This window comes from Shimazuella sp. NTD250, assembly GCF_059510375.1.
In genome coordinates, this window is the sequence record NZ_JCAJZS010000003.1 from 319,664 (window position 1) to 340,092 (window position 20,429).

Annotated in this window: 24 protein-coding genes and 1 pseudogene; 17 read left to right on the forward strand and 8 right to left on the reverse strand. The window is 33.6% G+C overall.

All coding sequences use genetic code 11. The features are described 5' to 3' along the window. Positions 1 to 34 precede the first annotated feature (34 nt). Complete coding sequence (locus AC5WOF_RS09710; RefSeq protein ID WP_496049759.1) at positions 35 to 700, forward strand: DUF2953 domain-containing protein; 666 nt, start codon at positions 35 to 37, stop codon at positions 698 to 700. Between the two features lie 250 nt (positions 701 to 950). Here AC5WOF_RS09710 and AC5WOF_RS09715 read toward each other — a convergent pair whose 3' ends face one another. Further along, on the reverse strand, positions 951 to 1,952 hold the full coding sequence (locus tag AC5WOF_RS09715; RefSeq protein ID WP_496049760.1) for a terpene synthase family protein: 1,002 nt from the start codon (positions 1,950 to 1,952) through the stop codon (positions 951 to 953). Positions 1,953 to 1,966: 14 nt separating this feature from the next. After that, positions 1,967 to 2,308 (reverse strand): hypothetical protein, encoded by a 342-nt coding sequence (locus AC5WOF_RS09720; RefSeq protein WP_496049761.1) that lies wholly within the window; start codon positions 2,306 to 2,308, stop codon positions 1,967 to 1,969. A gap of 900 nt (positions 2,309 to 3,208) precedes the next feature. Between AC5WOF_RS09720 and AC5WOF_RS09725 the strand changes: the two are divergent. The 6 genes and pseudogenes from AC5WOF_RS09725 to AC5WOF_RS09750 form a co-directional block, all read left to right on the forward strand. Continuing rightward, positions 3,209 to 3,298, forward strand: a pseudogene (locus tag AC5WOF_RS09725) (sporulation protein YtfJ); the annotation flags it as partial. A gap of 174 nt (positions 3,299 to 3,472) precedes the next feature. After that, positions 3,473 to 4,174 carry a hypothetical protein gene (locus AC5WOF_RS09730; RefSeq protein WP_496049762.1) on the forward strand — a complete coding sequence of 234 codons (702 nt, stop codon included), beginning with the start codon at positions 3,473 to 3,475 and terminating at the stop codon, positions 4,172 to 4,174. A 271-nt stretch (positions 4,175 to 4,445) separates the two neighbouring features. Further along, a complete protein-coding gene (locus AC5WOF_RS09735; RefSeq protein WP_496049763.1) occupies positions 4,446 to 4,640 on the forward strand; it encodes a hypothetical protein in 195 nt (64 codons plus the stop codon). Continuing rightward, on the forward strand, positions 4,622 to 4,888 hold the full coding sequence (locus tag AC5WOF_RS09740) for a hypothetical protein (RefSeq protein WP_496049764.1): 267 nt from the start codon (positions 4,622 to 4,624) through the stop codon (positions 4,886 to 4,888). Before AC5WOF_RS09735 ends, AC5WOF_RS09740 begins: the two co-directional genes overlap by 19 nt. Next, positions 4,842 to 5,414, forward strand: a complete 573-nt coding sequence (locus tag AC5WOF_RS09745) for a hypothetical protein (protein WP_496049765.1) — start codon at positions 4,842 to 4,844, stop codon at positions 5,412 to 5,414. The genes AC5WOF_RS09740 and AC5WOF_RS09745 overlap by 47 nt, the downstream gene beginning before the upstream one ends. A 63-nt stretch (positions 5,415 to 5,477) precedes the next feature. Next, on the forward strand, positions 5,478 to 5,750 hold the full coding sequence (locus AC5WOF_RS09750) for a hypothetical protein (RefSeq protein WP_496049766.1): 273 nt from the start codon (positions 5,478 to 5,480) through the stop codon (positions 5,748 to 5,750). A 187-nt stretch (positions 5,751 to 5,937) separates the two neighbouring features. Here the strand turns inward: AC5WOF_RS09750 and AC5WOF_RS09755 are convergent, their stop codons facing one another. Next, positions 5,938 to 6,342 (reverse strand): hypothetical protein, encoded by a 405-nt coding sequence (locus tag AC5WOF_RS09755; protein ID WP_496049767.1) that lies wholly within the window; start codon positions 6,340 to 6,342, stop codon positions 5,938 to 5,940. 215 nt (positions 6,343 to 6,557) lie between these two features. Between AC5WOF_RS09755 and AC5WOF_RS09760 the strand changes: the two genes are divergently transcribed. The 3 genes from AC5WOF_RS09760 to AC5WOF_RS09770 all read left to right on the forward strand — a co-directional run bounded on the left by AC5WOF_RS09760 (position 6,558) and on the right by AC5WOF_RS09770 (position 8,420). Further along, a complete protein-coding gene (locus AC5WOF_RS09760) occupies positions 6,558 to 7,310 on the forward strand; it encodes a hypothetical protein (protein ID WP_496049768.1) in 753 nt (250 codons plus the stop codon). Positions 7,311 to 7,815: 505 nt separating this feature from the next. Beyond that, on the forward strand, positions 7,816 to 8,223 hold the full coding sequence (locus AC5WOF_RS09765; protein ID WP_496049769.1) for an NUDIX hydrolase: 408 nt from the start codon (positions 7,816 to 7,818) through the stop codon (positions 8,221 to 8,223). 38 nt (positions 8,224 to 8,261) lie between these two features. Beyond that, positions 8,262 to 8,420, forward strand: a complete 159-nt coding sequence (locus tag AC5WOF_RS09770) for a DNA ligase LigA-related protein (RefSeq protein ID WP_496049770.1) — start codon at positions 8,262 to 8,264, stop codon at positions 8,418 to 8,420. Positions 8,421 to 9,229: 809 nt separating this feature from the next. Here the strand turns inward: AC5WOF_RS09770 and AC5WOF_RS09775 are convergent. Next, positions 9,230 to 9,808, reverse strand: a complete 579-nt coding sequence (locus AC5WOF_RS09775; RefSeq protein WP_496049771.1) for a hypothetical protein — start codon at positions 9,806 to 9,808, stop codon at positions 9,230 to 9,232. A 418-nt stretch (positions 9,809 to 10,226) separates the two neighbouring features. Between AC5WOF_RS09775 and AC5WOF_RS09780 the strand changes: the two genes are divergently transcribed. Then, positions 10,227 to 10,820, forward strand: a complete 594-nt coding sequence (locus AC5WOF_RS09780) for a beta/gamma crystallin domain-containing protein (RefSeq protein WP_496049772.1) — start codon at positions 10,227 to 10,229, stop codon at positions 10,818 to 10,820. Positions 10,821 to 11,355: 535 nt separating this feature from the next. On the opposite strand, the gene AC5WOF_RS09785 is transcribed toward AC5WOF_RS09780, so the two are convergent. The 3 genes from AC5WOF_RS09785 to AC5WOF_RS09795 all read right to left on the reverse strand — a co-directional run bounded on the left by AC5WOF_RS09785 (position 11,356) and on the right by AC5WOF_RS09795 (position 13,181). Beyond that, positions 11,356 to 11,532, reverse strand: a complete 177-nt coding sequence (locus AC5WOF_RS09785; protein WP_496049773.1) for a hypothetical protein — start codon at positions 11,530 to 11,532, stop codon at positions 11,356 to 11,358. A 52-nt stretch (positions 11,533 to 11,584) separates the two neighbouring features. Beyond that, positions 11,585 to 11,812, reverse strand: coding sequence for a hypothetical protein (locus tag AC5WOF_RS09790; RefSeq protein ID WP_496049774.1), 228 nt, complete (start codon positions 11,810 to 11,812; stop codon positions 11,585 to 11,587). A gap of 622 nt (positions 11,813 to 12,434) precedes the next feature. Next, positions 12,435 to 13,181, reverse strand: coding sequence for a DUF975 family protein (locus tag AC5WOF_RS09795; protein WP_496049775.1), 747 nt, complete (start codon positions 13,179 to 13,181; stop codon positions 12,435 to 12,437). Positions 13,182 to 13,586: 405 nt separating this feature from the next. Here AC5WOF_RS09795 and AC5WOF_RS09800 point away from each other — a divergent pair, with 405 nt between their 5' ends. The 6 genes from AC5WOF_RS09800 (at position 13,587) to AC5WOF_RS09825 (ending at position 19,290) form a co-directional block, all read left to right on the forward strand. Beyond that, the gene (locus AC5WOF_RS09800; protein WP_496049963.1) at positions 13,587 to 14,063 is read left to right on the forward strand and encodes a SprT-like domain-containing protein; all 477 of its coding nucleotides are present in this window, start codon (positions 13,587 to 13,589) and stop codon (positions 14,061 to 14,063) included. Between the two features lie 105 nt (positions 14,064 to 14,168). Beyond that, positions 14,169 to 15,164 (forward strand): phage lytic cycle repressor MrpR family protein, encoded by a 996-nt coding sequence (locus AC5WOF_RS09805; RefSeq protein WP_496049776.1) that lies wholly within the window; start codon positions 14,169 to 14,171, stop codon positions 15,162 to 15,164. A gap of 643 nt (positions 15,165 to 15,807) precedes the next feature. Further along, positions 15,808 to 15,969, forward strand: coding sequence for a hypothetical protein (locus tag AC5WOF_RS09810; protein WP_496049777.1), 162 nt, complete (start codon positions 15,808 to 15,810; stop codon positions 15,967 to 15,969). Positions 15,970 to 16,059: 90 nt separating this feature from the next. Beyond that, positions 16,060 to 17,544 carry a recombinase family protein gene (locus tag AC5WOF_RS09815; RefSeq protein ID WP_496049778.1) on the forward strand — a complete coding sequence of 495 codons (1,485 nt, stop codon included), beginning with the start codon at positions 16,060 to 16,062 and terminating at the stop codon, positions 17,542 to 17,544. A 40-nt stretch (positions 17,545 to 17,584) separates the two neighbouring features. After that, positions 17,585 to 17,971 (forward strand): spore germination protein GerW family protein, encoded by a 387-nt coding sequence (locus AC5WOF_RS09820; RefSeq protein WP_496049779.1) that lies wholly within the window; start codon positions 17,585 to 17,587, stop codon positions 17,969 to 17,971. Positions 17,972 to 18,240: 269 nt separating this feature from the next. Next, positions 18,241 to 19,290 (forward strand): lactonase family protein, encoded by a 1,050-nt coding sequence (locus AC5WOF_RS09825; RefSeq protein WP_496049780.1) that lies wholly within the window; start codon positions 18,241 to 18,243, stop codon positions 19,288 to 19,290. Positions 19,291 to 19,356: 66 nt separating this feature from the next. Here AC5WOF_RS09825 and AC5WOF_RS09830 read toward each other — a convergent pair whose 3' ends face one another. Continuing rightward, positions 19,357 to 20,241: a glycoside hydrolase family 16 protein gene (locus AC5WOF_RS09830; protein WP_496049781.1), complete on the reverse strand. Its 885-nt coding sequence runs from the start codon at positions 20,239 to 20,241 to the stop codon at positions 19,357 to 19,359. Positions 20,242 to 20,429: the final 188 nt, after the last annotated feature.

A 20,429-nucleotide genomic window follows, 5' to 3' on the forward strand; every position in this document is an offset into this window, starting at 1 on the left:
TTTTTATTTATTTTAAAATTGGTGTGAGATACAAATGGTAATGTTTATTCTGATACTAGTATTGGGATTAGGATTGTTGGTTTATTATTCTAAAATTAAAATTGAGATTTATTACGTGCGAACAGATAAACAAGATAAAGGGGAACTTAAAGTGAAGGCTCTGGGAGGGCTTCTTCGGTATCGTATATCTATTCCAACACTTGATTTCAAAAATATAGATAAGGGTGTGAAAGTAGAAAGTAACAAAGAGACCTCTACAGAAAAAAAAGCAGAAGATACATTCATCAACAAAGAAAAAATTGAGCTCTGGTATGAGAATTATGAAGATTTATTACATCGAGTTAGATATTTTCAAGAGAGTGTAAAGGGCTTTATGAGTCGTGTCCATTGTACGAAATGGGATTGGGAGACAAATGTAGGGACAGGAGATGCAGCAGAGGCTGGTGTATTAACTGGTGTGATATGGGGAGTAAAGACAACAGTACTCGGGTTTATTAGTCATTATATTCAATGGGATAGCAGACCTCAAATAGAAGTAACTCCTTGTTTTCAACAGGCGATGTTAAATACATCATTTGAAGCTGAATTTTCGTTTACGTTTGGAATTGCAGTGCGTTTTCTTTTGCTTTTGCGGTTCAGATTAAAAAAAAGTAATAAAAAATCGCATATCATTTCAACACAGAGAATGAATAATATGTAATGTAAAAGAACCTGCTAGCATATTCATAGTAATATGATTTTGAGTATGGATTCATCCAGTTATGCAGACAAGTGTGCGCAACAAAAAACCACCCGCATAACGGGTGGAGGACAGAAAATCTCTTCCTAAGTTCGAACATAGTATTTAGGCTGAATTGTAACGAAAGGAAGAGAAAAAACGGCAGACAAAGCAAATCACTTATTCTAAATGAAGTGGTTGTGCAATGATTATGTGAACTTTTTTAGGAAATTTAACTAGCACCGCGAGTTATTATATATCTTTGAGACTTTTTTCCCACCCAGTCGACATGTCCTCTAATCCAAGTTTGTAAAAGTCCTACATATTTATTTACATCTTGATCCGTCTTTGTTCCAAGAATAGGTATCTCTTGCTTTAAAACCAAAAACCGTTCTACCATTCTATTTACCCGTTCAATTACTTGGTTAACAGCATCTTCAACAGTGACTTGATTCTGTTGAACAATTTGTAAAACCAAGTTGTGATGAACTTCTTCTTGTAGGATCTCTTTACCATGTGAGAAGAGATCATTACAGAGGGTAATGTGCATGACAGTTAAATCTGTCATTTCACTTAAAATAGGATGATTTTTGATTTCATTGGGGACGTTCATCTTTTCTGTGATATCTCCTAAATCCATGGAAGGATATACGCAACCAGAATAATATCGATTGCGTATATAATCTTCTTGGGAAGGGATAATATGAAACTGGCGATTTCGGGATTCCCAGACACAAGCATCAAAATATCCCTTCATACCATCTATAAATCGTTCTTGCCATTGAATATCTGGTTGATGTTTACAAATCCGACTCCAAAGTTCGCACATTGATTCAGCGATAGGATCTTGTGCTTCTCTCGATAGTATGGTTCGATCTATTAATAGTTGCAATAAATAATCAAAGCGGTGGCGAAGCTTCGTATAGTCTTGTCCGATTTCTGAAGTATCATTCAAATCATCAAGTAAAAAAAGCCATGCATTCCAATCAGAAACAATAAATTGCTCTTCCTTGCCAGCATTTGGATAGGCGTAAACCATTAACCAACTATAGCCATATGATTGAAACTTCCGCTCATCTTCAAAATTATCAAAAAAACCAAAATATCTTACCCAATCATTCATGTGTTTTTCTGCTTCTACTCCAAATTCACATTCTTGAAAATCAAATGGAATGTAAAGCTTTTTAATAATTTCTGGAGTGGGAATAACCATATGTCGATAAATATTCTTCACACCCTTATTCTAATTTAGAAATGATACCGGGTTACAGTATCTTCAACACCTATAAACCAGTGAGATTTTACCCCTAGTGAGTTAAATACAGAAATCAACTCACTACTCCTTTCGTCAGTTATCATAGCCTCGATAGCTTCAGTAGTTGGGAAATAAGCTGTAATACTAAAGAAAATATCATTTCCCAAAGTAACTTGGAACAGCTCTGATTCTACTGGATTAACCTCACAATATTGAATCTTCACAACCCCATTGATCTTAATAGATTCTGGTAAAAACGCTTCCTTATATAATTGGATGAAGTGTTCCTTATCAGTTTTAGGATTAGCTTCACAGAGTATGGTCAATGTTTTCATAGATGTTTTCCTTTCTGTTTCAATGGATATATAGTCTAAAATACTTACATCAAATCAATGGTTCATCCTTACCTATATAATATCAGATTTTTATTAGAGTTTGTTGTGTTAATCTTCGCAATTAAACAGAAAAATACATCATAAAACCGTGGTTATGATGAAAGTACGATCAACACCAATCCACGGAAGCAGATATAATGAGTTTTAGCACAGCTCTCATCAAAAAATCATCCATTATATTACAAAGATGACCAAAAGCATTTTTTAAAACTGATGAACTTGTTTTTTTGAATTACTAGGTAAATATGCGAAAACATTCTTCTCCTGAAGAATTTAAAAGTGAAAGACGAAAACAAAACGCTTACGTTTAAACCAGGATCGAGCGGTTCTTCTTTTACTGTAAAAGGTTTATTCCCGTGACTGTTTGGCAGATATAACCTTTAGCTATACACTAAGAAAGTTCCATGAAACTGTTAGTAGTAAGCTTTCCAACTTAATTATGTACAAAGCAGTAAATATACCCATTTGATAAACTTACCCTTGCAGCGGGTTACCAGATATGAATGAGAAAGTAATATTTCAGTAAACTTTGATGCATTTGATTTTTAATCTTGATGGGATATTGTAACTTTCGATGTTTTGTGTGACTTTATGCTCTCGAAACGTAAAACTAAATCTTATTTTCATTGTTACATTGCTCCCTTGATTGTAATGTATTTGATAAACAAATTATAATCGTTCGAATTAAATTTTTGTACCCATAAATATGAAAATTCATGACTAATTTGCATCTGAATATTCTTTAGCCATTGGGAAATGCTAAGTCTGATTTCATTATAAGGGTAGTTTGATCATGAAGGAGGATATAAAGTGTCAAACGAACATCCTATTCAAGGCTTAATGCAAACAGCGATGGAAAACCTCAGGGATATGGTAGATGTCAATACTATCATAGGTTCACCTGTAGAGACTCCTGATGGAGTAGTAATTCGTAAATGAACCAAATAAATGATAAGCTGTACTAGACCCCTAAAGCCTTAAAATCCTTATATTTAGTGAACTACTGGTTATATTAATTTGATATGATAATACTACTATTTCATAACAATTATAAAAAACTAATTAATCCCTCTATAGTAGTTAAGTTAGAAGAGAGGAAATGCAATGCCAAAAAAAACAGGGAAATATGATGACAATTTTCGCGAGAAGCAGTTAATTAAAATTAAAGAATTGCTATCAGAAGAAGGGTATATTGTTCAGTCAGATGTTTATGTTAACAATCGAACAAAACTCCAAATGAGTTGTCCAAACGGTCATGAATGGTGGGCGACATGGGATAATATTCGTCAAGGGAAGCGATGTAAACAATGTTATCTTGCTGGAGTGGACAAACAAGTATCAGTACAAAAAGCAATTAGAAAAAATAAACCAAGAAAACAACATAGGGAAGAGATGTATGAAAAATTTAAGCAAGCATTAGAATCAGAAGGATATAAAATAGAGGATGACCATTATATTAATAATAGGACGAAAGTCCCTTTGACATGTCCAAGAGGACACAAATGGTCTGCTTCATGGAACCAATTTGATTCTGGGAAGCGGTGTAAAGAATGTTGGATTGAAGATTCAAGACATTCCCATAATGAGATCGCTAAAGAACTAGCTCAGGCAGGTTGTGAGCTATTGAGTGAGTACAAAGGAATATTACATCGGTTTAAGTATAGATGTTCATGTGGAAGAATCTCCTATACCAGATTGAGAACCTTTCGAGAAGGTGGAAGGTGTAAAGCTTGTGGCGGTGAAAAACGAAGAGAAACATTAAAAAAATTGAGAATGGAAAAATTGAAACAAGCTTTCCCAGATTAAATTGATATGTAAAGAGTAATCGGATGATTACTCTTTGTTTCCTTCAGTCTACACTAAAAAAATAACCCATCAGATGTTTATGTCATCGGCAGGATTAAAAGTGGTTTAGTGTTGGCAAGAACTGTTTGTTGTATGTTGGGAAGCGTAATGGACGAACTGTATTATATGAAGCTGTTAAAGAAATTATTCTCAAAATAGTTTCCGACAGATTCCAATTTTAAAGGATTTATCTATATAAACGTATAATAATAGTCCACAGGAATCGACTGTCATGTTTCAATTAATTCAAATAGATTACTCGTTGTTTTATGATTTAGACGATTCCTATCTTATAGATTTAGATAAACGAACAGAAAGTTTTATTCGTTATTTACTCAATTATTTGGAAAAACAAGAGAGATATAAGAGGTTACTATGGCAAGTAGTAGATTTTGTTTGGGAGGCAGAGTGTACAAATCAAAAATGATTGTTCAAATCATGGAAGAACAAGGTTTAGACATGATTTTTGGTAAAGTGGAATCTTCAGAATCTATCCAGTCTCATAATAGATGGTGTCAAATCAGAGATTTGGCAAGAACTCTAAAAGTAGACACAAAAGAAATAATAGAAATGATGAATTACATTATGAATAAAAATGATGATGGATTTAAAGAGGAGGAGATGTTTTTTGGAAGAGGAACTAAATCCATTGACTTCTTTTCTAAAAGGATATAAACCAGCTGTTATTTGTATCGTTGACGAAATATTTTCTAAGGATGTACAAGACCAGTTAAATAAACATCCTCAGATCCTTCATATGGATTTAGGCAGAACGTGTCAACATATATACTTTTTTAATCAGCAAATGAAAGATCATTTTCTAATAAGTATTGAAGATATTGATCGTAGCACACCAGAGTTTGAATATCAGCTAGGTCTTGTACTTGGCTATCCTGAAAAAGCTGCTAGGTTTTATCGAGATCGCGAAACAGATAATTCTTTGACATGGTTTAGGATATGTATTGGATATTGTGGTTTTGAATTTGTTTGCAGTTTCGAAGATATTGTCGAGGTAGTGTATGAACTATGGAGTCTGCCAATTCCTGAATTTGAAAATGATATGATCGAAATTAATTATTATCCAGGAAATCCACCATTAACATACCATATTAGTAAAGAAGAAAATTTACGAAAGGCTCAAGAAGAATTAAGATTGATATCGAATTACCGAAGATTAAAGGAAAATGAGAAGTCCCAATAATGGGACTTTAATTTTGAATGGCTGCTTAGTCAAAGTCGAGGCTTCAATAATTGGAATAAGTTAATGGATCATTCTTTTTACATTTTTACTATACCAACAGATGCAGAATGGTTTGCAACTCAGTTGCCCAATGAAAAATGGATTGCATGGAACAATGAAGGGAAAGCGTCTTATCAATCGATTGAGTTTTCTAAATGGGAAGAGGTTATAAGGTATTTAAGAGAGTTATTTGAAGAGAATGGTTATCCCGAAGAAAATTGGGAGCCTGAAGGATTTGAACCATTTGATGATGTTTTCTCTTTTCCTCCAGATAAAAGTAAACGAATATTTGATTGAATAAAGCGAGGAGTTCTCTCGCTTTTTATTTTTTGGATATTGAGGTCAATTATGTCAAGTTTTTTCCGAATTCAACATGCGCCCACATTCGATTAGTTAGATCGTATCCGCTTGGACAGAGTACTCTTCTAGTAAATTTAGTTGTTCATCTGAAAAGGGAGGTTGGTAGCCAAGAAAGTGCATGCTACTAAATACTTTCCGGATCAGCCAGTCTTTTGTAGTTCAGCATCATTGCAACTACATCAGAAACAAATATATCTTGCTTTATTTTGTCGAAAGTTTCAATTAGTTCATTTGAAAGCTTAATTACTGTGTTTTTCTGTTTATTAAAGATATAGTGAGATTTTTCATTTTCAGGAATAGAATCAAAAGAATACTCCTTATAATCATTCATATATAAGTTTTCTTGCTCTTCCTCAAATTCCTCTTGAATCATTCTTCTATATTCTTCATTACACTCCCTTTTATATGCCTCATCCAGTTCATTATTGAAATCCTCGACCATGCTCATGTGAATAGAACGACTGCGTTCTTTTTCAAAGTCATCTATTTCGAAGTTTCCAAAATCGTCGTTAATTCTCTTAAATACCATGTAGAAAAACCTCCATTGATACAATGATTCTTCATAAGTACAAATTTTCCTTTTTGTTTATTAAGCTTCTAATTATTTCGCTTCAACAACTTTTTTTGATATTATGAATTTATATAAAATTAAAAATAAACATGGTGTAAAGCATGAATTACTGAAATATACATAAATGATAAACCCAGCAGACAATATTATAAACTCAAATGGAGTGTGAGTTAATGTTTCAAAGTATTCATACTTGGATTTTATTAAATGGTTGGGTAAACGTTGAATTGTGGGCAATGTTAGGTCAGTGGTTTAGCGGAATAGTAACTTTGATAACAGTGTGGTTTTTATGGAAACAAACAAAATATTCTCAGCAACAAACAGATGCTAGTTTACAACAAACTCAACTAGCTATAGAGCAAATGGAAGAAGCAAGAAAAAAAGAAGAAGAAGCAAGAAGAAAAGAAAAAGAAGCACTAAAGCCTAAATTGAAAACTAGCGTAAATGTAAATAAAGAAAATCGTATAGATAAAGTATATCTTCATTTTACTAATGTCAAAGCGGTTCAGGTACATATATATAACGTAGAAATTTTAACCATTGATGTATCCGCAGGCTCAAAACCTACAGACATTAGTTCAAACGATATACTCACCTCTACTCCGAAAACTATTTCTTACGGTGAAGTGTTTTCTATTGAAATTCCGATTTATGCTTTTGTTGTATCCATGAAACCATTAAATGTAGCTCTTTTTATGTTTGAAATTTCCACTACCCTTAGTGAGCCTATCTCCGGTTATATTTACGTTAAAGAAGTTAGGGAAAAGTATAATCGTTTTATAACATACCATTTTCACTATTTGGATAAGAAAGCCGAATGGCATAATATATCAGATTCATTAAATGTTGATAATCAAATTTATACTAATTCTTATCATAATATAGAAGAACAAAGGATTAGACATAAGAAAGAGAATTCATATTGATTTATTATGCTCGAATTTTATCCAACATAAGCCCCTTGAAATAAACGACCAAATAAATCGATTTTAATACTAATTAGAAAATCAAAACCTGCTTAATAGAGCAGGTTTGCTACTTGATAAAATCAGCATTTTATCAAGTGGATTTGTATTGATAGTATCCGTGACTTGCTCTGGATATTTTCTCATTGCTTTTTACAGCCTAGTTATAATATTATTTCGGAAATTAGCCATTTTAATATCCGTTTCCAACTTAGAGCAAACTCTTTCGTGAATTTCTTTTAAGACGAGGTTGTCCTGCTTCTTTTAATACCGCTCCTATGACATCAAACGTGAAAAGTCGTGCTATACCAAAAAGATTGGGATTTGTTCAATAAGGAGTTTTAAGAAAAGTTACAGTACAAAATGGAACTTATTGTGATTCGGTAGTGTATGGATTGTTGCGATCAGAATTCAACAATTAGTATGAAATTGGATTGAGTATTTTAGAAAAGGCAGGATCTAACTAATGAAAAAAAGACGATTAGATGTTGTTTATGCGCTTGTTTTTGATCAGGAAACAGAGAAGGTTCTTATAGTGGAAAATGTAAATTCATGGAGTCTAGCAGGTGGTAAAAGAGAGGAAAATGAATCTCTAGTGCATGCAATAATAAGAGAAACAAAAGAGGAGACTGGCTTAGATATTGAAGTAACTGATTTGGTAAATGTAAACGAGCAGATAACAGAAGAAGAACATGTTTTGTTTTTTACATTTCGTGCAAATATTGTGGGTGGAAAAGAAGAAAACAACGATTCAAGCATAAAACAAATTAAATGGTTGAATATTGCTGAAGCTGAACGGTTAATGCCTTGGTATCCAGATATTCGTGTTTTACTCCACGAAAAATCCTCTGGTTATTCACTTGAACTTAAATAAACTTAGAAAGAACGATTATTAATTTGGAGGACATTTAAATGCATAATTCCGTACTGGAATTAATTAATCGTCGCTGTCGGCAAATCCTAATTCATTCTTTTCTGTATTACAGAATGAACACTTCAATAATACCTGATTCTACTTATGACCAATGGGCTAAAGAATTGGCAGAGTTACAGAAAAAAATCCTGAATTAGCATATGAGGGAGTTTATGCTGATGCTTTCAGGGATTTTTCTGAATCAGTTACTGGATTCAATCTTCCCCTTAGCGATCCTTGGGTCATTTCAAGAGGATAACAAATTTTAGATTTGATCCAAAAAAAACAGTCGCAAGGAGTTTAATGTGGAACATGGGAAGCGAAATTATTGATATTTTTTCTGATCAATACGAACATGTTGGACAGGCTTCAAAAGAAGAAACACACAAGGAAAGCTTATGACATCGAGTCTTCACTTGTATTGTAATTAATAGCGAAAACAGGACAATGTTACTACAGAAAAAATCACCCGATCTTTATCCTTTTGACAGACCAAATTATATAGATATAGCAGTTGGAGGAGTCTGCCTTATTCCCAATGATCGTAGTTTTTTAAACGGAACATCAATACCAAGTTCTTCCTTGATCTCTCTAACTCCATCCTCAATACGTTCATCTGCAAATTGGTAGATAACCGATATAAAGATTTTACTGGATTCGAGATTGAACATTCGGAAACAAATTTAAATAATGTAGTCCCCAAAAGTGTATTAGTACTTCAATATGGTAAGCAAGAAAAGTTGAAAAAAGATTTTTACATTTATGTACCAGATACAGAAGTTACTTATAAGGTACGTGTCAGAAAGCAAAATGAAACCAGTCCTTGGCTAGTAACTGTGGGGAAGTATTCCCATGAGTTAACGTATAATGATATAAACAACCAAAATTCAGATAACACAAATAAGTGGAAAGAGGTACCACTTCCCTAACAGACACAAAGAAAGAGCCACATAATGACTCTGTCTTTTTATATATCTCTATCGAATTTATGTAAATCAGGATGTTTAATAACTGTGTCAAGATCATGTTTACAACCAAAATCTCCAATAAGAACGCTTCCCAAATGCCACTCTTCGTCCATTAAATGGTCTGCATCTTGTCCAGATTCTTTAGCTTTGCGGTATTCCTTCTTTAAATTATGCATGCGATGTCTTAAGAGAGACACAAGAAGGAATTTATCTTCCTCATCGAATTCTCCTTCTTTGAATTTCTCGGACAGCATTTCACTCGTTATTTCAAGATATTCGAGCAACATTTTCTTCTGATTCTTTTCTCTGACTTCTGGGATATTTAATCTATTTGGTAAGTATCCAGCTACTGATAGCTCCTGTGTCGGCAGCTCCCATCCATCAGGAAGCATTATATCTTGTATGTTTTTGAAATTCACTTCAATGTTTTTAGGGATATCTTCTCTGGTGTTAGTAATATAAGAATATATTACAGAAAAAATAAACTTGGCAGCTTCAGACAGATTTTTGTCATTATACACTTCAGGGAATCTTTTAGGTAAATCAGGATCGAATTTATCATAAGAAACTGGTTCCATATTTCAAATCCTCCTTCTGAAGCAATTTTACCATATATTTCAACAAAAACTAATAGAGGAGTGTTCAGTATAAGCGGAATTTAATTGTCTAAATATTAAGTTTCATATGGTATCGTGGATTTCCAATGAGAGCATTTTAGTGAATGGTAATACCATTTACATTACCATTTAGATCATCTCTTAGAATCGTTCTAGAAGGCTATTAGGGCCATTTCTGAGTTTGTTTTATCCTAATATTATAGTTTTCCAGAATATAGTTAAAGAACTCATCAAACAGAGGTGAGTTCTCTTTGTTATGGAGCAGGGGGAACAAAGCTCGATTTCGTCGCTATCTGCCCAATAAATGGTATATTTCTTATTATTATGTAATATAGTATAAATATATATATTCGCAATATTTAATTAGGAGACTACTGTGATGAAGATTTTGAAAAAAAAAGCTTTGATTTTTGTAATAATGTTTGTGTTGAGTGTCTCTTTTCTAGGTATGGGTAGTTCGGTTGGGGAAGCAAGTTCTGCTAAAAATGTGTCCATTAAAGATCTCAAAATCGAATCAGTAGACGGTGTAAAATACTCCCCTCAAAAACACAAGAATATCGCTGGAGTGTTCGTTGTCGTAAGTAAACATGGAACGAAAGTGCTTGGTTTTACAACGAAAGAAAAGTTTAATGCGTTTGTAGACCAACAACGTCGTTCTGTCAAGCCAAGGGATGTTCATGCAGAATATGGCGTTAACTCCTTCTTTGAACATGCTGACTTTGAAGGTGCTTCTTATGGCTTGCCTACTGGAGATTCGCAATCCAATGTCGGAAACTTTTGGAATGACCGAATTTCATCTCTGATTGTTGCACCACAGTCTTGGGTAAAGTTGTATGAACACGAGAATTATGGAGGAGCGTTTTTGGGAATTGGCAATATAGACTCCACCCCCTTGTATATTTGGAATATAGGCCTTTATGCAGGTGATTTTTGGAATGACCGAATTTCATCCATTCAAACAGGGAGATTTTAAAAGAGTATAGATTCTTGAGCAATAGTCAGAAGAGATCTCCTCTTCTGATATTTTTTTGGTCTAATTATTACTTTAAGAGGATAGGTAGTTGAGTTTTAAGAATGGTTATTTTCTTGGTGTTGGATGCTTGAAATCTTTTCGAGGTTGACTCAAAGCAAGGCTTACCTTGAGTATACGTAACACAGATTTTTCCATCGACAGTAGAGAGAAGAAGTCTGATTCCATCTATTTTTAATTCACATATATCATCATGGTTGTTGGATGGTTTATCTGTTCTGTGGAGTAACAGGGGAGAAATGTACATAATAATCACCTATACAATTTTAACACTGTGTATAGGTGATGTATTTATTGGATTGTTATTAGATGAACGAAATAGGAGGGGCTTAATTGACTTGTATTATTAAGATATGGGGAGTGCGTCCGACAGGGGTAGGGACACTCCGAGACCTTGCCAAACTTGAACAAGTCAAGTCATAGCCTGATATGATTACAAATTACAAGCCAGATCTCTCACAAGATCGACCCCTAATATTTACTTTTTGAAAGTACCTATCATAATCTGATAAGTAAGAAAAGATAATACGTTAGAAGCACCAATACAAGTTAAAAACCTATCCATGTCACCAGATTCGGAATATTCCGCTGCCTTTTCGTCCTGATCCTTAATCTGATTCGCAAGCCATTCCAATAATTTATCTTCATCTATCACTATTAACACCTCATTTAAAAAATTTTAAAAGGATAAAAACTGCCAATTTCAGTTAGTTGTATAAATTAAAGATAATTATGAAACCATGTTCATCTGAATATTTTTTAATTTGATGTATTTCAGCGAATGTGTTTTCACTCTGTTTTTCCTCTAGGAGTCTAGTTAGTTCATCAGCAAAATCAGGGCCATGAAGGAATCCAGTTAATGTAGCTCCCACATAATAACCATCTCCATTGATAAATTCAATTTGTTGGGACTTTCTTAACTTTGTAATGTCCAAACGATTTCCTCCCCTCATAAAAAAGTTAGTTGTTATATGTTAATTATACACCAAATTCTACCTATTCTGACTAACGTGAAAAGGGAATTGTAATCAGACGTTGAGGGGGTCAAAGGGGGTGGTAGCGTCAACGTAAATTTTCAGAAGCATTGCGGATGAAAATTGGAGCTTGTTAGCACCTCCTTTAAATTTTAATATGGTTATAAATTCTTATAAATAAAGGAGTTAGTGGTGTGCTAACTTTACAATAGCATAAAATAATGGCATATTATATGTTGCAGAAAAGAGAAAAAAGATACAAAAGTTACATATAATAATATATATTGTCTTTTTAATGAATATTAAGAGTAAGTTTTGTATCTTTTTTTATTTGAATTGATATCCAGTAATGAAAGGGGTCGTTTAATGAGTAAAACAATAGAATTTACACGAAAGCACTGTTAAGAAATATTGGTAACCAATCATATCCGTAGTTGGAGTTGTTGAAGACAAAAGGAATGAATATAAATAACCCCAAGATGAACATATCTTTGGGGTTATTTCGGAATGTTTATTAGAACGTGTTTATATAGTGAAATAGTCGGATTTTGCATGCAGATGTTGTTTTTATTTTCATAATACTTTATGAGAGTACATCTTTGATTTCAATAGAGGATGATTCGTTCTTATCTAATAAATCTAAATAAAATGTTGCAAATGTAGCTTCCATATATGGAATAAGCCATATAAAGCCGATTCCTAGGGTAGGAATACATAATAAGCCCCATCCTATAAAAGATAAATTAAGTAAGAAAAATCTCCATTTATGACCATGCATTATATGACGGCTGTGAGTGATTGCTTCATTAACGGACAAGTTTGGATGGTCAATAAGAATATAGTTAGTCATGGCATAAGATAAACCTTTTATAATTCCAGGGACAAGGAGTAAAAGCGACCACAAAACGATATAGATCGTGGGAAGTATCACAGACCAAATGCCTCTAATAAAAAGCTTGACAGATCGAAAATAAGTAAATAAGTCTGAAGTTATGGTTATTTTGTTTCTTACAATTGCTAAAAAAATTTGATTACATCCGAGATATAACCCTCCCCCGACTAATAGAGACCAAATTATATCTATATTATCAATCCATTCACCCCATGATTTTGGATCTTGGATGATGTTTAGTTGGGAAACTAATATACTGAATATCTCGCTGTTTTCATACAACTTTGGCTCTACAATTTGATAAAAATAATAAAATGGTGTAAGTACAAAATCAAAAGGCGAACTTAAAAAATTGTATAACAGTATGGAAACAATTGCTAAGCCCCATTTTCCTGTTAAAGATTGTCTTGCACTATGCTTAAGTTCTCTAAAATTCACCATGTTCACTCCATTTTCGCAGATAAAAGCATTATAATGTATTATTTATAGTAGATAATGTTATATTTTAATTACATTCTTATTACAAAAAATAAAAAAAGTCCTATCTGGAAGAAATAAGACTCTTTTAATCGGAAGATGGTAGATATAGATGTTTTACCTAACGATTTTCATCATACATTTATAGATAGTCATCGCTGTATGCTGTTTTCCGCTCCAAAAACTGTCATAAAGGGAGTCAGATTTGATATAAAACATTTTGTACATTGTGTAATTTGCTTAACAAACTATTTAGTTTGTCTTTGAGATTCTTTTAGCTTCGGAAGGTTCTATTTAGCAAAAAAGCAAAAAATAATGATATAATTAACGAGATGAAATGTTAAATTGGGGGAGATATGTTTGACAATGACGATAAACAGAATGACTCAAATTGCAAACGATTTTCTTCAAGAAGAATATGGATTGCATTTGGATATACCTATCCAGTTAAATGGTAGGTTATCTAGAGCACTTGGGAGAACAATATTTAGAAAAAAGCAATATGAAAGTACAAAAGCTGTTCGAATCGAATTATCAAAAAAACTATTTTTTAATTACACTGAAAATGAAGTAATAGATGTTTTAAAACATGAGTTAGTCCATTATGCTTGTTTTATGATGGAGAAACCATACAATGATGGTGATCCTTATTTTGAGAAAGAATTAAAGAGATTAGGTGTTGTAAAAACAGGAGTCATGAAGCTTAAGGGTAAGGCGCATGTATATGTATGTGAACAATGTCAAAATACAATAGCTGAGAGTGCAAGGAGATTTAAACACAATAGATATCGTACAAGTTGTTGTAAAGCAAATATAATCTACAAGGGAATAAAGATTGTTTGATGGAGGTGGAGCTAATATGAGCAAAGAAATTTACGTGGAGGTTTTATTATTTTTTGCTTTTATGGAAAACTAGTGATGAAGTGAATTTTGGGAGTGAAAAAATTTATGAAAAAAGAAAATAACATTTCTTTATTTAATCCTGAAGTAAAAAATGAATTTCTTAAATCTGTTACAAATAATGAAGGAACAATTAGATATTATTCTAGGATTTTTTATAATACACTTGCTTATGAAGAATCTCTAGGAAAAGATGTAAATAAATTCTCATTAGAGGAATTAGAAAAGATACTGTATGATTTCAAAGCAAACAATCGACATACTATTGAATCCTATGGACGAATAATCTCAAGTTATTTAAATTGGAGTATACAACAAGGGCTTGTAGATAAGAATCCTCTAAGAGAATTAAGTTCGGACGATTTTGATAAGTATATAACTGATAAAGAAGAGTATATAACTGAAAAACAGCTTCGTAAGTATGAAGATCAATGTGCTAATTATCAAGATGCTGTGATTTTTCGTCTACTATTTGAAGGTTTATCTGGAAAACAAGTTTCAGAAATTGGGAATTTGAAGGTTAGTGATTGTGACTTTGAAAAAAATACTCTACTTCTTATTAATAGCCTTGAGGTTGATGAGAATGGATATCCATCGAAGTTTACTGAGAGGACGATCAAAGTAAGTGATCGTGCCATGGAACTTATAAGAGGTGCAATAGATCAAAAGCAATACATGAAAAAGAATGGAAATATGTCGACAGAAGCCTCCAATGTGAGAGATTTTAACGATCTAGTTCAAAATGATTATGTTGTTAGAGCTTCTATTACCAAAAATGGAGAAGATGTAAACAAACCAACAGATAGATTTGTTATTTATAAAAGAATCAAGTTAATCGGAGAGGATTTAGGTATTAAATCTTTTACTGCTAAATTGATACAGCGTAGTGGGATGATACAACTTGCAAGTCAACTTGTGCAAAATGATGAGGATATTACTATCTCTGATTTGAAAATTATTGCTGATCGCTTTAACTTAAAAACATACTTCAACATTAAGGGCTTTCTGACAAAAGATCTTATACACAACATGTATTCAAGATGAGGGGAACATGGATGTTACGTTTTGTAGTTTTTTAAAAATTCCCACAAAACAAGAGAAATCATGCATAACACTGCTCTCTCGTAACTGACAATAATCAATAAATAATAATATAAATGGCTAATTGCTTGTGTGATGAAGACTCGGAACAAACTGATAAGGAAGGAGCATTTTGTTTCGAGTCTGCATATGTTGATAGTTCTGTACAAGCAAATTTATCTCATAAGACAAAAAATATGCCCTTGATTACTTTCAATGTTGGTAGCAACAATAATTTAGAATTGAAGCCATTTCTTTCAATTATAACAAGAGCTAAAAATAATTACATAAACAAAAAAGAAGAATGTCAAAACTAGTGAAGGTGAGTTTGTTAAAAAAATCGATATACAAATTGTTATGCGAGTTAGGCCTTCGAAAAGATTATTTAGTGGATGTATTTAGCTAAGTGCAAATACAAAAAATATAGCCTTCGAAGATGTTTGGGTAGTGGGCTATCTGAATCACATTCAAATAGCTTAGAGATACCATTTTATTCGAATCAGAGTAAGAATATCTGAATACCATAACGATTTATATAAATCCGAATAAGTTTTTGAATGATATTTGTTTGCATGAAATGGACATATTGTCATTAAGGAGTGAGAAAATGGAAGAACAACATGCAAAACCAGAAATAATAGAGACTGATAGATATACATTAATATTAAATAATAGTCCTTCACCGGATGCCTGCAAGACTTTCCTGAGACTAGTACAAGAGATGAAATTCAAACAGATGCAAGAGGAGAGAGAGAATAAATTCAAATAAATAATATTCGCTCAATTACGCCAAATCCCATTGCGATTTGGCTCTTTTTATTGTAATATATCATTATTATACATCGCAGGAGGTTAGTAAATGATCCAAAACGTACATAATGCTGCAGTTTATTTGCGAAAGTCTAGAGGAGATTTAGATTCCGATCTAGATAAGCATAGAGAAGAACTGTCGCATATGTGTAAAGAAAACGATTGGTCATATGTTGAATATGCAGAGATTGGAACCGGTGATAGTATTGCAGTAAGACCTAAAATGCAAGAATTGCTAAAAGATGTTGAGCTACAAATGTATGATGCTGTGTTAGTAGTCCACTATGATCGTCTTGGTAGGGGAGATAAAGTCGACCAAGCAACGATTGAAAAAACTTTTTCTCATTCAGAGACTCTTATTATAACACCACAAAAGGTTTACAATTTAAATGATGAATCGGACATGATGTTGGCTGATTTCCAAGGAATGATAGCTCGACAAGAGTATAAGCAAATTTCTCGTCGTTTGAGACAAGGTAAGGCGAGAGGGGCCAAGGTAGGAAATTGGGTAAATGGAACACCACCTTTTCCTTATATGTATAATCGACAGTCTAAAAAGCTTAAGCCTGACCCAGGAAAAGAGAACATTTATCGTACGATGATGGACTGGGCTTTAACTGGTTGGTCATCAACTGACATAGCATGGGAATTAAATAAGATGTCCATTCCTTCACCAAGAGATGGGTTATGGAGTCCAGCAGTAGTACATCGTCTGTTGCTAGATGAAGTGCATCTAGGAAATATTGTGGTTGGAAAAAAACGAAAATCTGTTTCTACTGGAGCTGTAGTTTTTAAACAGAAGGATGAGTGGATTATCTATAAAAACTGTCATCCAGCAGTAAAAACGGAGACTGAGCATGATAAATTAAAATTTCTATTCCAACGACAAAAAACAACACCCAAAGCAAGTCGGGCTGGAAAGCATGCTTTTTCTGGAATCATTGTATGTGCAAAATGTAGGCATACCATGCAAATTCAAAAAAGACCAGATAGAGCTTATGACAATTTAAAGTCTTGTGTTTACAGAGACCATTTTGGTATGAGATGTATCAATCACGGTGGACAAACTTCATTAATAGAAGAAATTCTAAAACAAGCAATTGTACAGAAAAAGATTGAATTAGAAGAGGCAATACGAAAAGGAATAGATCTAGAAGATAGACGAGTTCTTTATGAAATGTTAGAAAAAAAATTAGAGGAAATTAAAAAAATAGAAAAAAGAATCAGTAATCTTACAGATATGAGAGCTGACGGTGAAGTTTCCAAAGATGAATATGTACTGAAGAAAACAGAATACGAAAAACATTTACAGAAATCTGAAGATGAGTATAATATCATAGCAAAACAAGTCGACCAAACAGAACAAGCAAGAAATGAAGATATGTTAGCTACAGTAAAAGATGTGCTAAATACTTTAGAAAGCGAGAAAGACCCTAAAGTACTTAATCGAGCTTATAAATCAATTATCCATAATGCACTATGGACGAAGGATGAAATTGATGAGAAGCCGAATTTACAAGTAAATTTTCTGTAGGGGTCTAGTATGTAGAACGGTTTTCACACTTTGCTGTCATTTGGATCGTTTACAAACTCCTGATGGACAAGTGATCATTCCAGTTAGTAAAGTCGGATTTGGATTTGCAGCAGGCGGGAGTGAATTTTCAGCTGGAGTGAAGCCAAAATCGAATGGAAATGGCAATGGACATGAACATGAATCTGGGAAACAAGATGGTAAACATTTTCCCTTCGGCGGAGGTAGTGGTGGTGGAGTATCAATCACTCCAGTGGCATTTATTGTAGTCGGAGAACAAGGTATTCGCTTACTCAGTATGGATGGAAATGCGCACTTAATCGATCGAATTTTTGACATGGCACCAAATCTGTTTAGTAAATTTAGTGGGAAAAGAAAAGCGGGGGTTTGTGGTACAGGCGAATCAGCACCGCAAACTCCAATTGATTAATTTTCTATAAACCCGAGGTAATCACTTCTACCTCGGGTTTTCTAGTTGAATTATCGATGGGATAAAACGTAAAATTATATTTTGTCATACATAATAAGGTTTTAATGAGTAATACAATTGAAAAAATATAAAGAGACAAATGTAGTTTTATAGGATAAAAACATATAAGAGTGTGTAAGTGTTACTAACTTCTTAATATATACTAAAATAAATTGTACATGCTTTTCATCACTTACCCATCATCCAGTTAAGTAAAGGGGTTAAACATTATGGGAAAATCAATATTTATAGGCTATGTGGGAACATATACAAATGGAGATAGTCAAGGTATCTATTCATTTGAATTGGATACCAAAGAAGGACAGATTTCGAATCTGAAGGTCGCAGCTGAATTGGATAATCCTACTTATTTGACGATCAGCCCAAATCAACAATATCTTTATTCGGTATTAAAAGAAGGGGATATGGGGGGTGTTGCTGCATTCTCTATGGATGAATTAGGTGAACTCACCTTTATTAATGCCGAGGTATCAGCTGGTTCTCCTCCTTGCCATGTGAGTGTAGACCAAGATCAGCGTTATGTTTTTAGTGCGAATTATCATAAAGGAACAGTAGAATCGCATCCTATCCATTCGAATAATGGAGCTGTTTTTCCACCATCTTCTATTATCCATCATGAAGGTACTGGACCAGATCCCAGACAAGAAAAACCTCATACTCACTTTGCTGCAATGACACCAGATAATAACTATTTAGCTGTTGTAGAACTAGGAAGTGATTATTTGATTACTTATCAAGTAGATGATAATGGACAATTAGAGGAAGTAAGTCGATTGAAAATTCGTCTAGGAAGTGGTCCGAGACATCTTGTTTTCCATCCTGAAGATCACAACATTGCCTATGTAATGACGGAATTTAGTTCTGAAGTCATTGTCCTGTCTTTCAATGACGAAAATGGCAGTTTTGCAGATATTCAAACGGTATCTACTATCCCAAGTGATTTTAATGAAAATAACCAAGGGAGTGCAATCCATATCTCCAGTGATGGCAGATATGTATATGCAGGTAATCGCGGGCATAATAGCATTGCTATCTTTGCTGTCGATACTCAAACCAAAAAATTGACTTTTGTAGCTTGGACATCAACAGAAGGAGATTGGCCAAGGGATTTTGTATTGGATCCAACGGAGAAGTACGTCATCGCCTCCAATCAAAATTCAAATAACCTGGTTTTGTTTGCAAGAGATTTAGAAACAGGAAAATTGAGCCTTTTACATAACGACATTCCGGTTCCTAATCCTGTATGTGTGAAATTTTAATTTGCGTTTTTAGCTCAAATTATAAATAAAACCCGTTTCTAATTATGCAGAAACGGGTTTTATTTGTTATTGCTTACCTGTATATTCATATGCTGCAACCCATGTGATCCAAATGGTTGCTGATGAATTTGGAGCCGCTTGTTCCCCATTTAAAGCACTCTCGGATTGGATGATCCAGGACATAGGTTGATCGGGAACTTTGGAACCTTCAGAAGTTCCTACTTCCTTTCCATCTAGAATAAATCTAACTTTCTCGGGTGACCATTCCGTTTCAGCAGTATGCCAAACACCATATGGTTGTCCAGTGTTAAAGGCATCTTGCTTTTTCCCATCTGGATCTCCATTGTGGTGCATAAAGGCAGATATATTTTCATCTAATTCGAGTTCAGGGAAGTCAATCTCACATCCTTGACAAGAATTATCATCATCTGGCCATTGTAACCAAGCTAGTTTGTAGCCTGGAGTTGTCTCAGCTTTAAAACGAATGACATAACGACCATATTTTGATCCGGCGATTTTTTTGGGTATAACCGCAGCAACTTGATTTTCTCCGCCATTGTTGAACATTTTAATTTTCATGACACCATCTCCATTTGGTAATGGTTCAATGGAGACAGTTTCTTCGGGATTGTAAATACCACCTAATGGATACTTTCGTTGTTTTGCAGTATCGGGCCATCCGTGAGGATATGCCCACCAGTTGCTTTTTTGTGGCTCAGGAAGACCATTGCAATAGGCGTTTTTAGGATCCATCGTGTTATGATCACAATCCGAAAATCTTCCCACCGGAACATATTGACCATTAAAGTTATCTGCAAAAACTTGCTTCCAGCCTGGCAAATCTCCTTTGGGCATAGAATTATCCACGTTTTGACTTATTGTGGTAGATCCATAAGCAGGAAATAAGGTTACAATAAATATCAAACAAATGATCAAAAATTTAAATTTCATGCTTTCACTCCTGTGAAATCAAATTCATTTGAATAATCAATCTACTTACTTGTATAAATGTTAGTATATTTCAAAATGAAAGTAAACGAATATCCTTTCTATTTATTACAGTAATTTGTCCTTATGAATAGGTAAAGTTGTAATCACATCTTTTGAAGTGGTCTATTTTTTTACCTTGTCCGCATAAA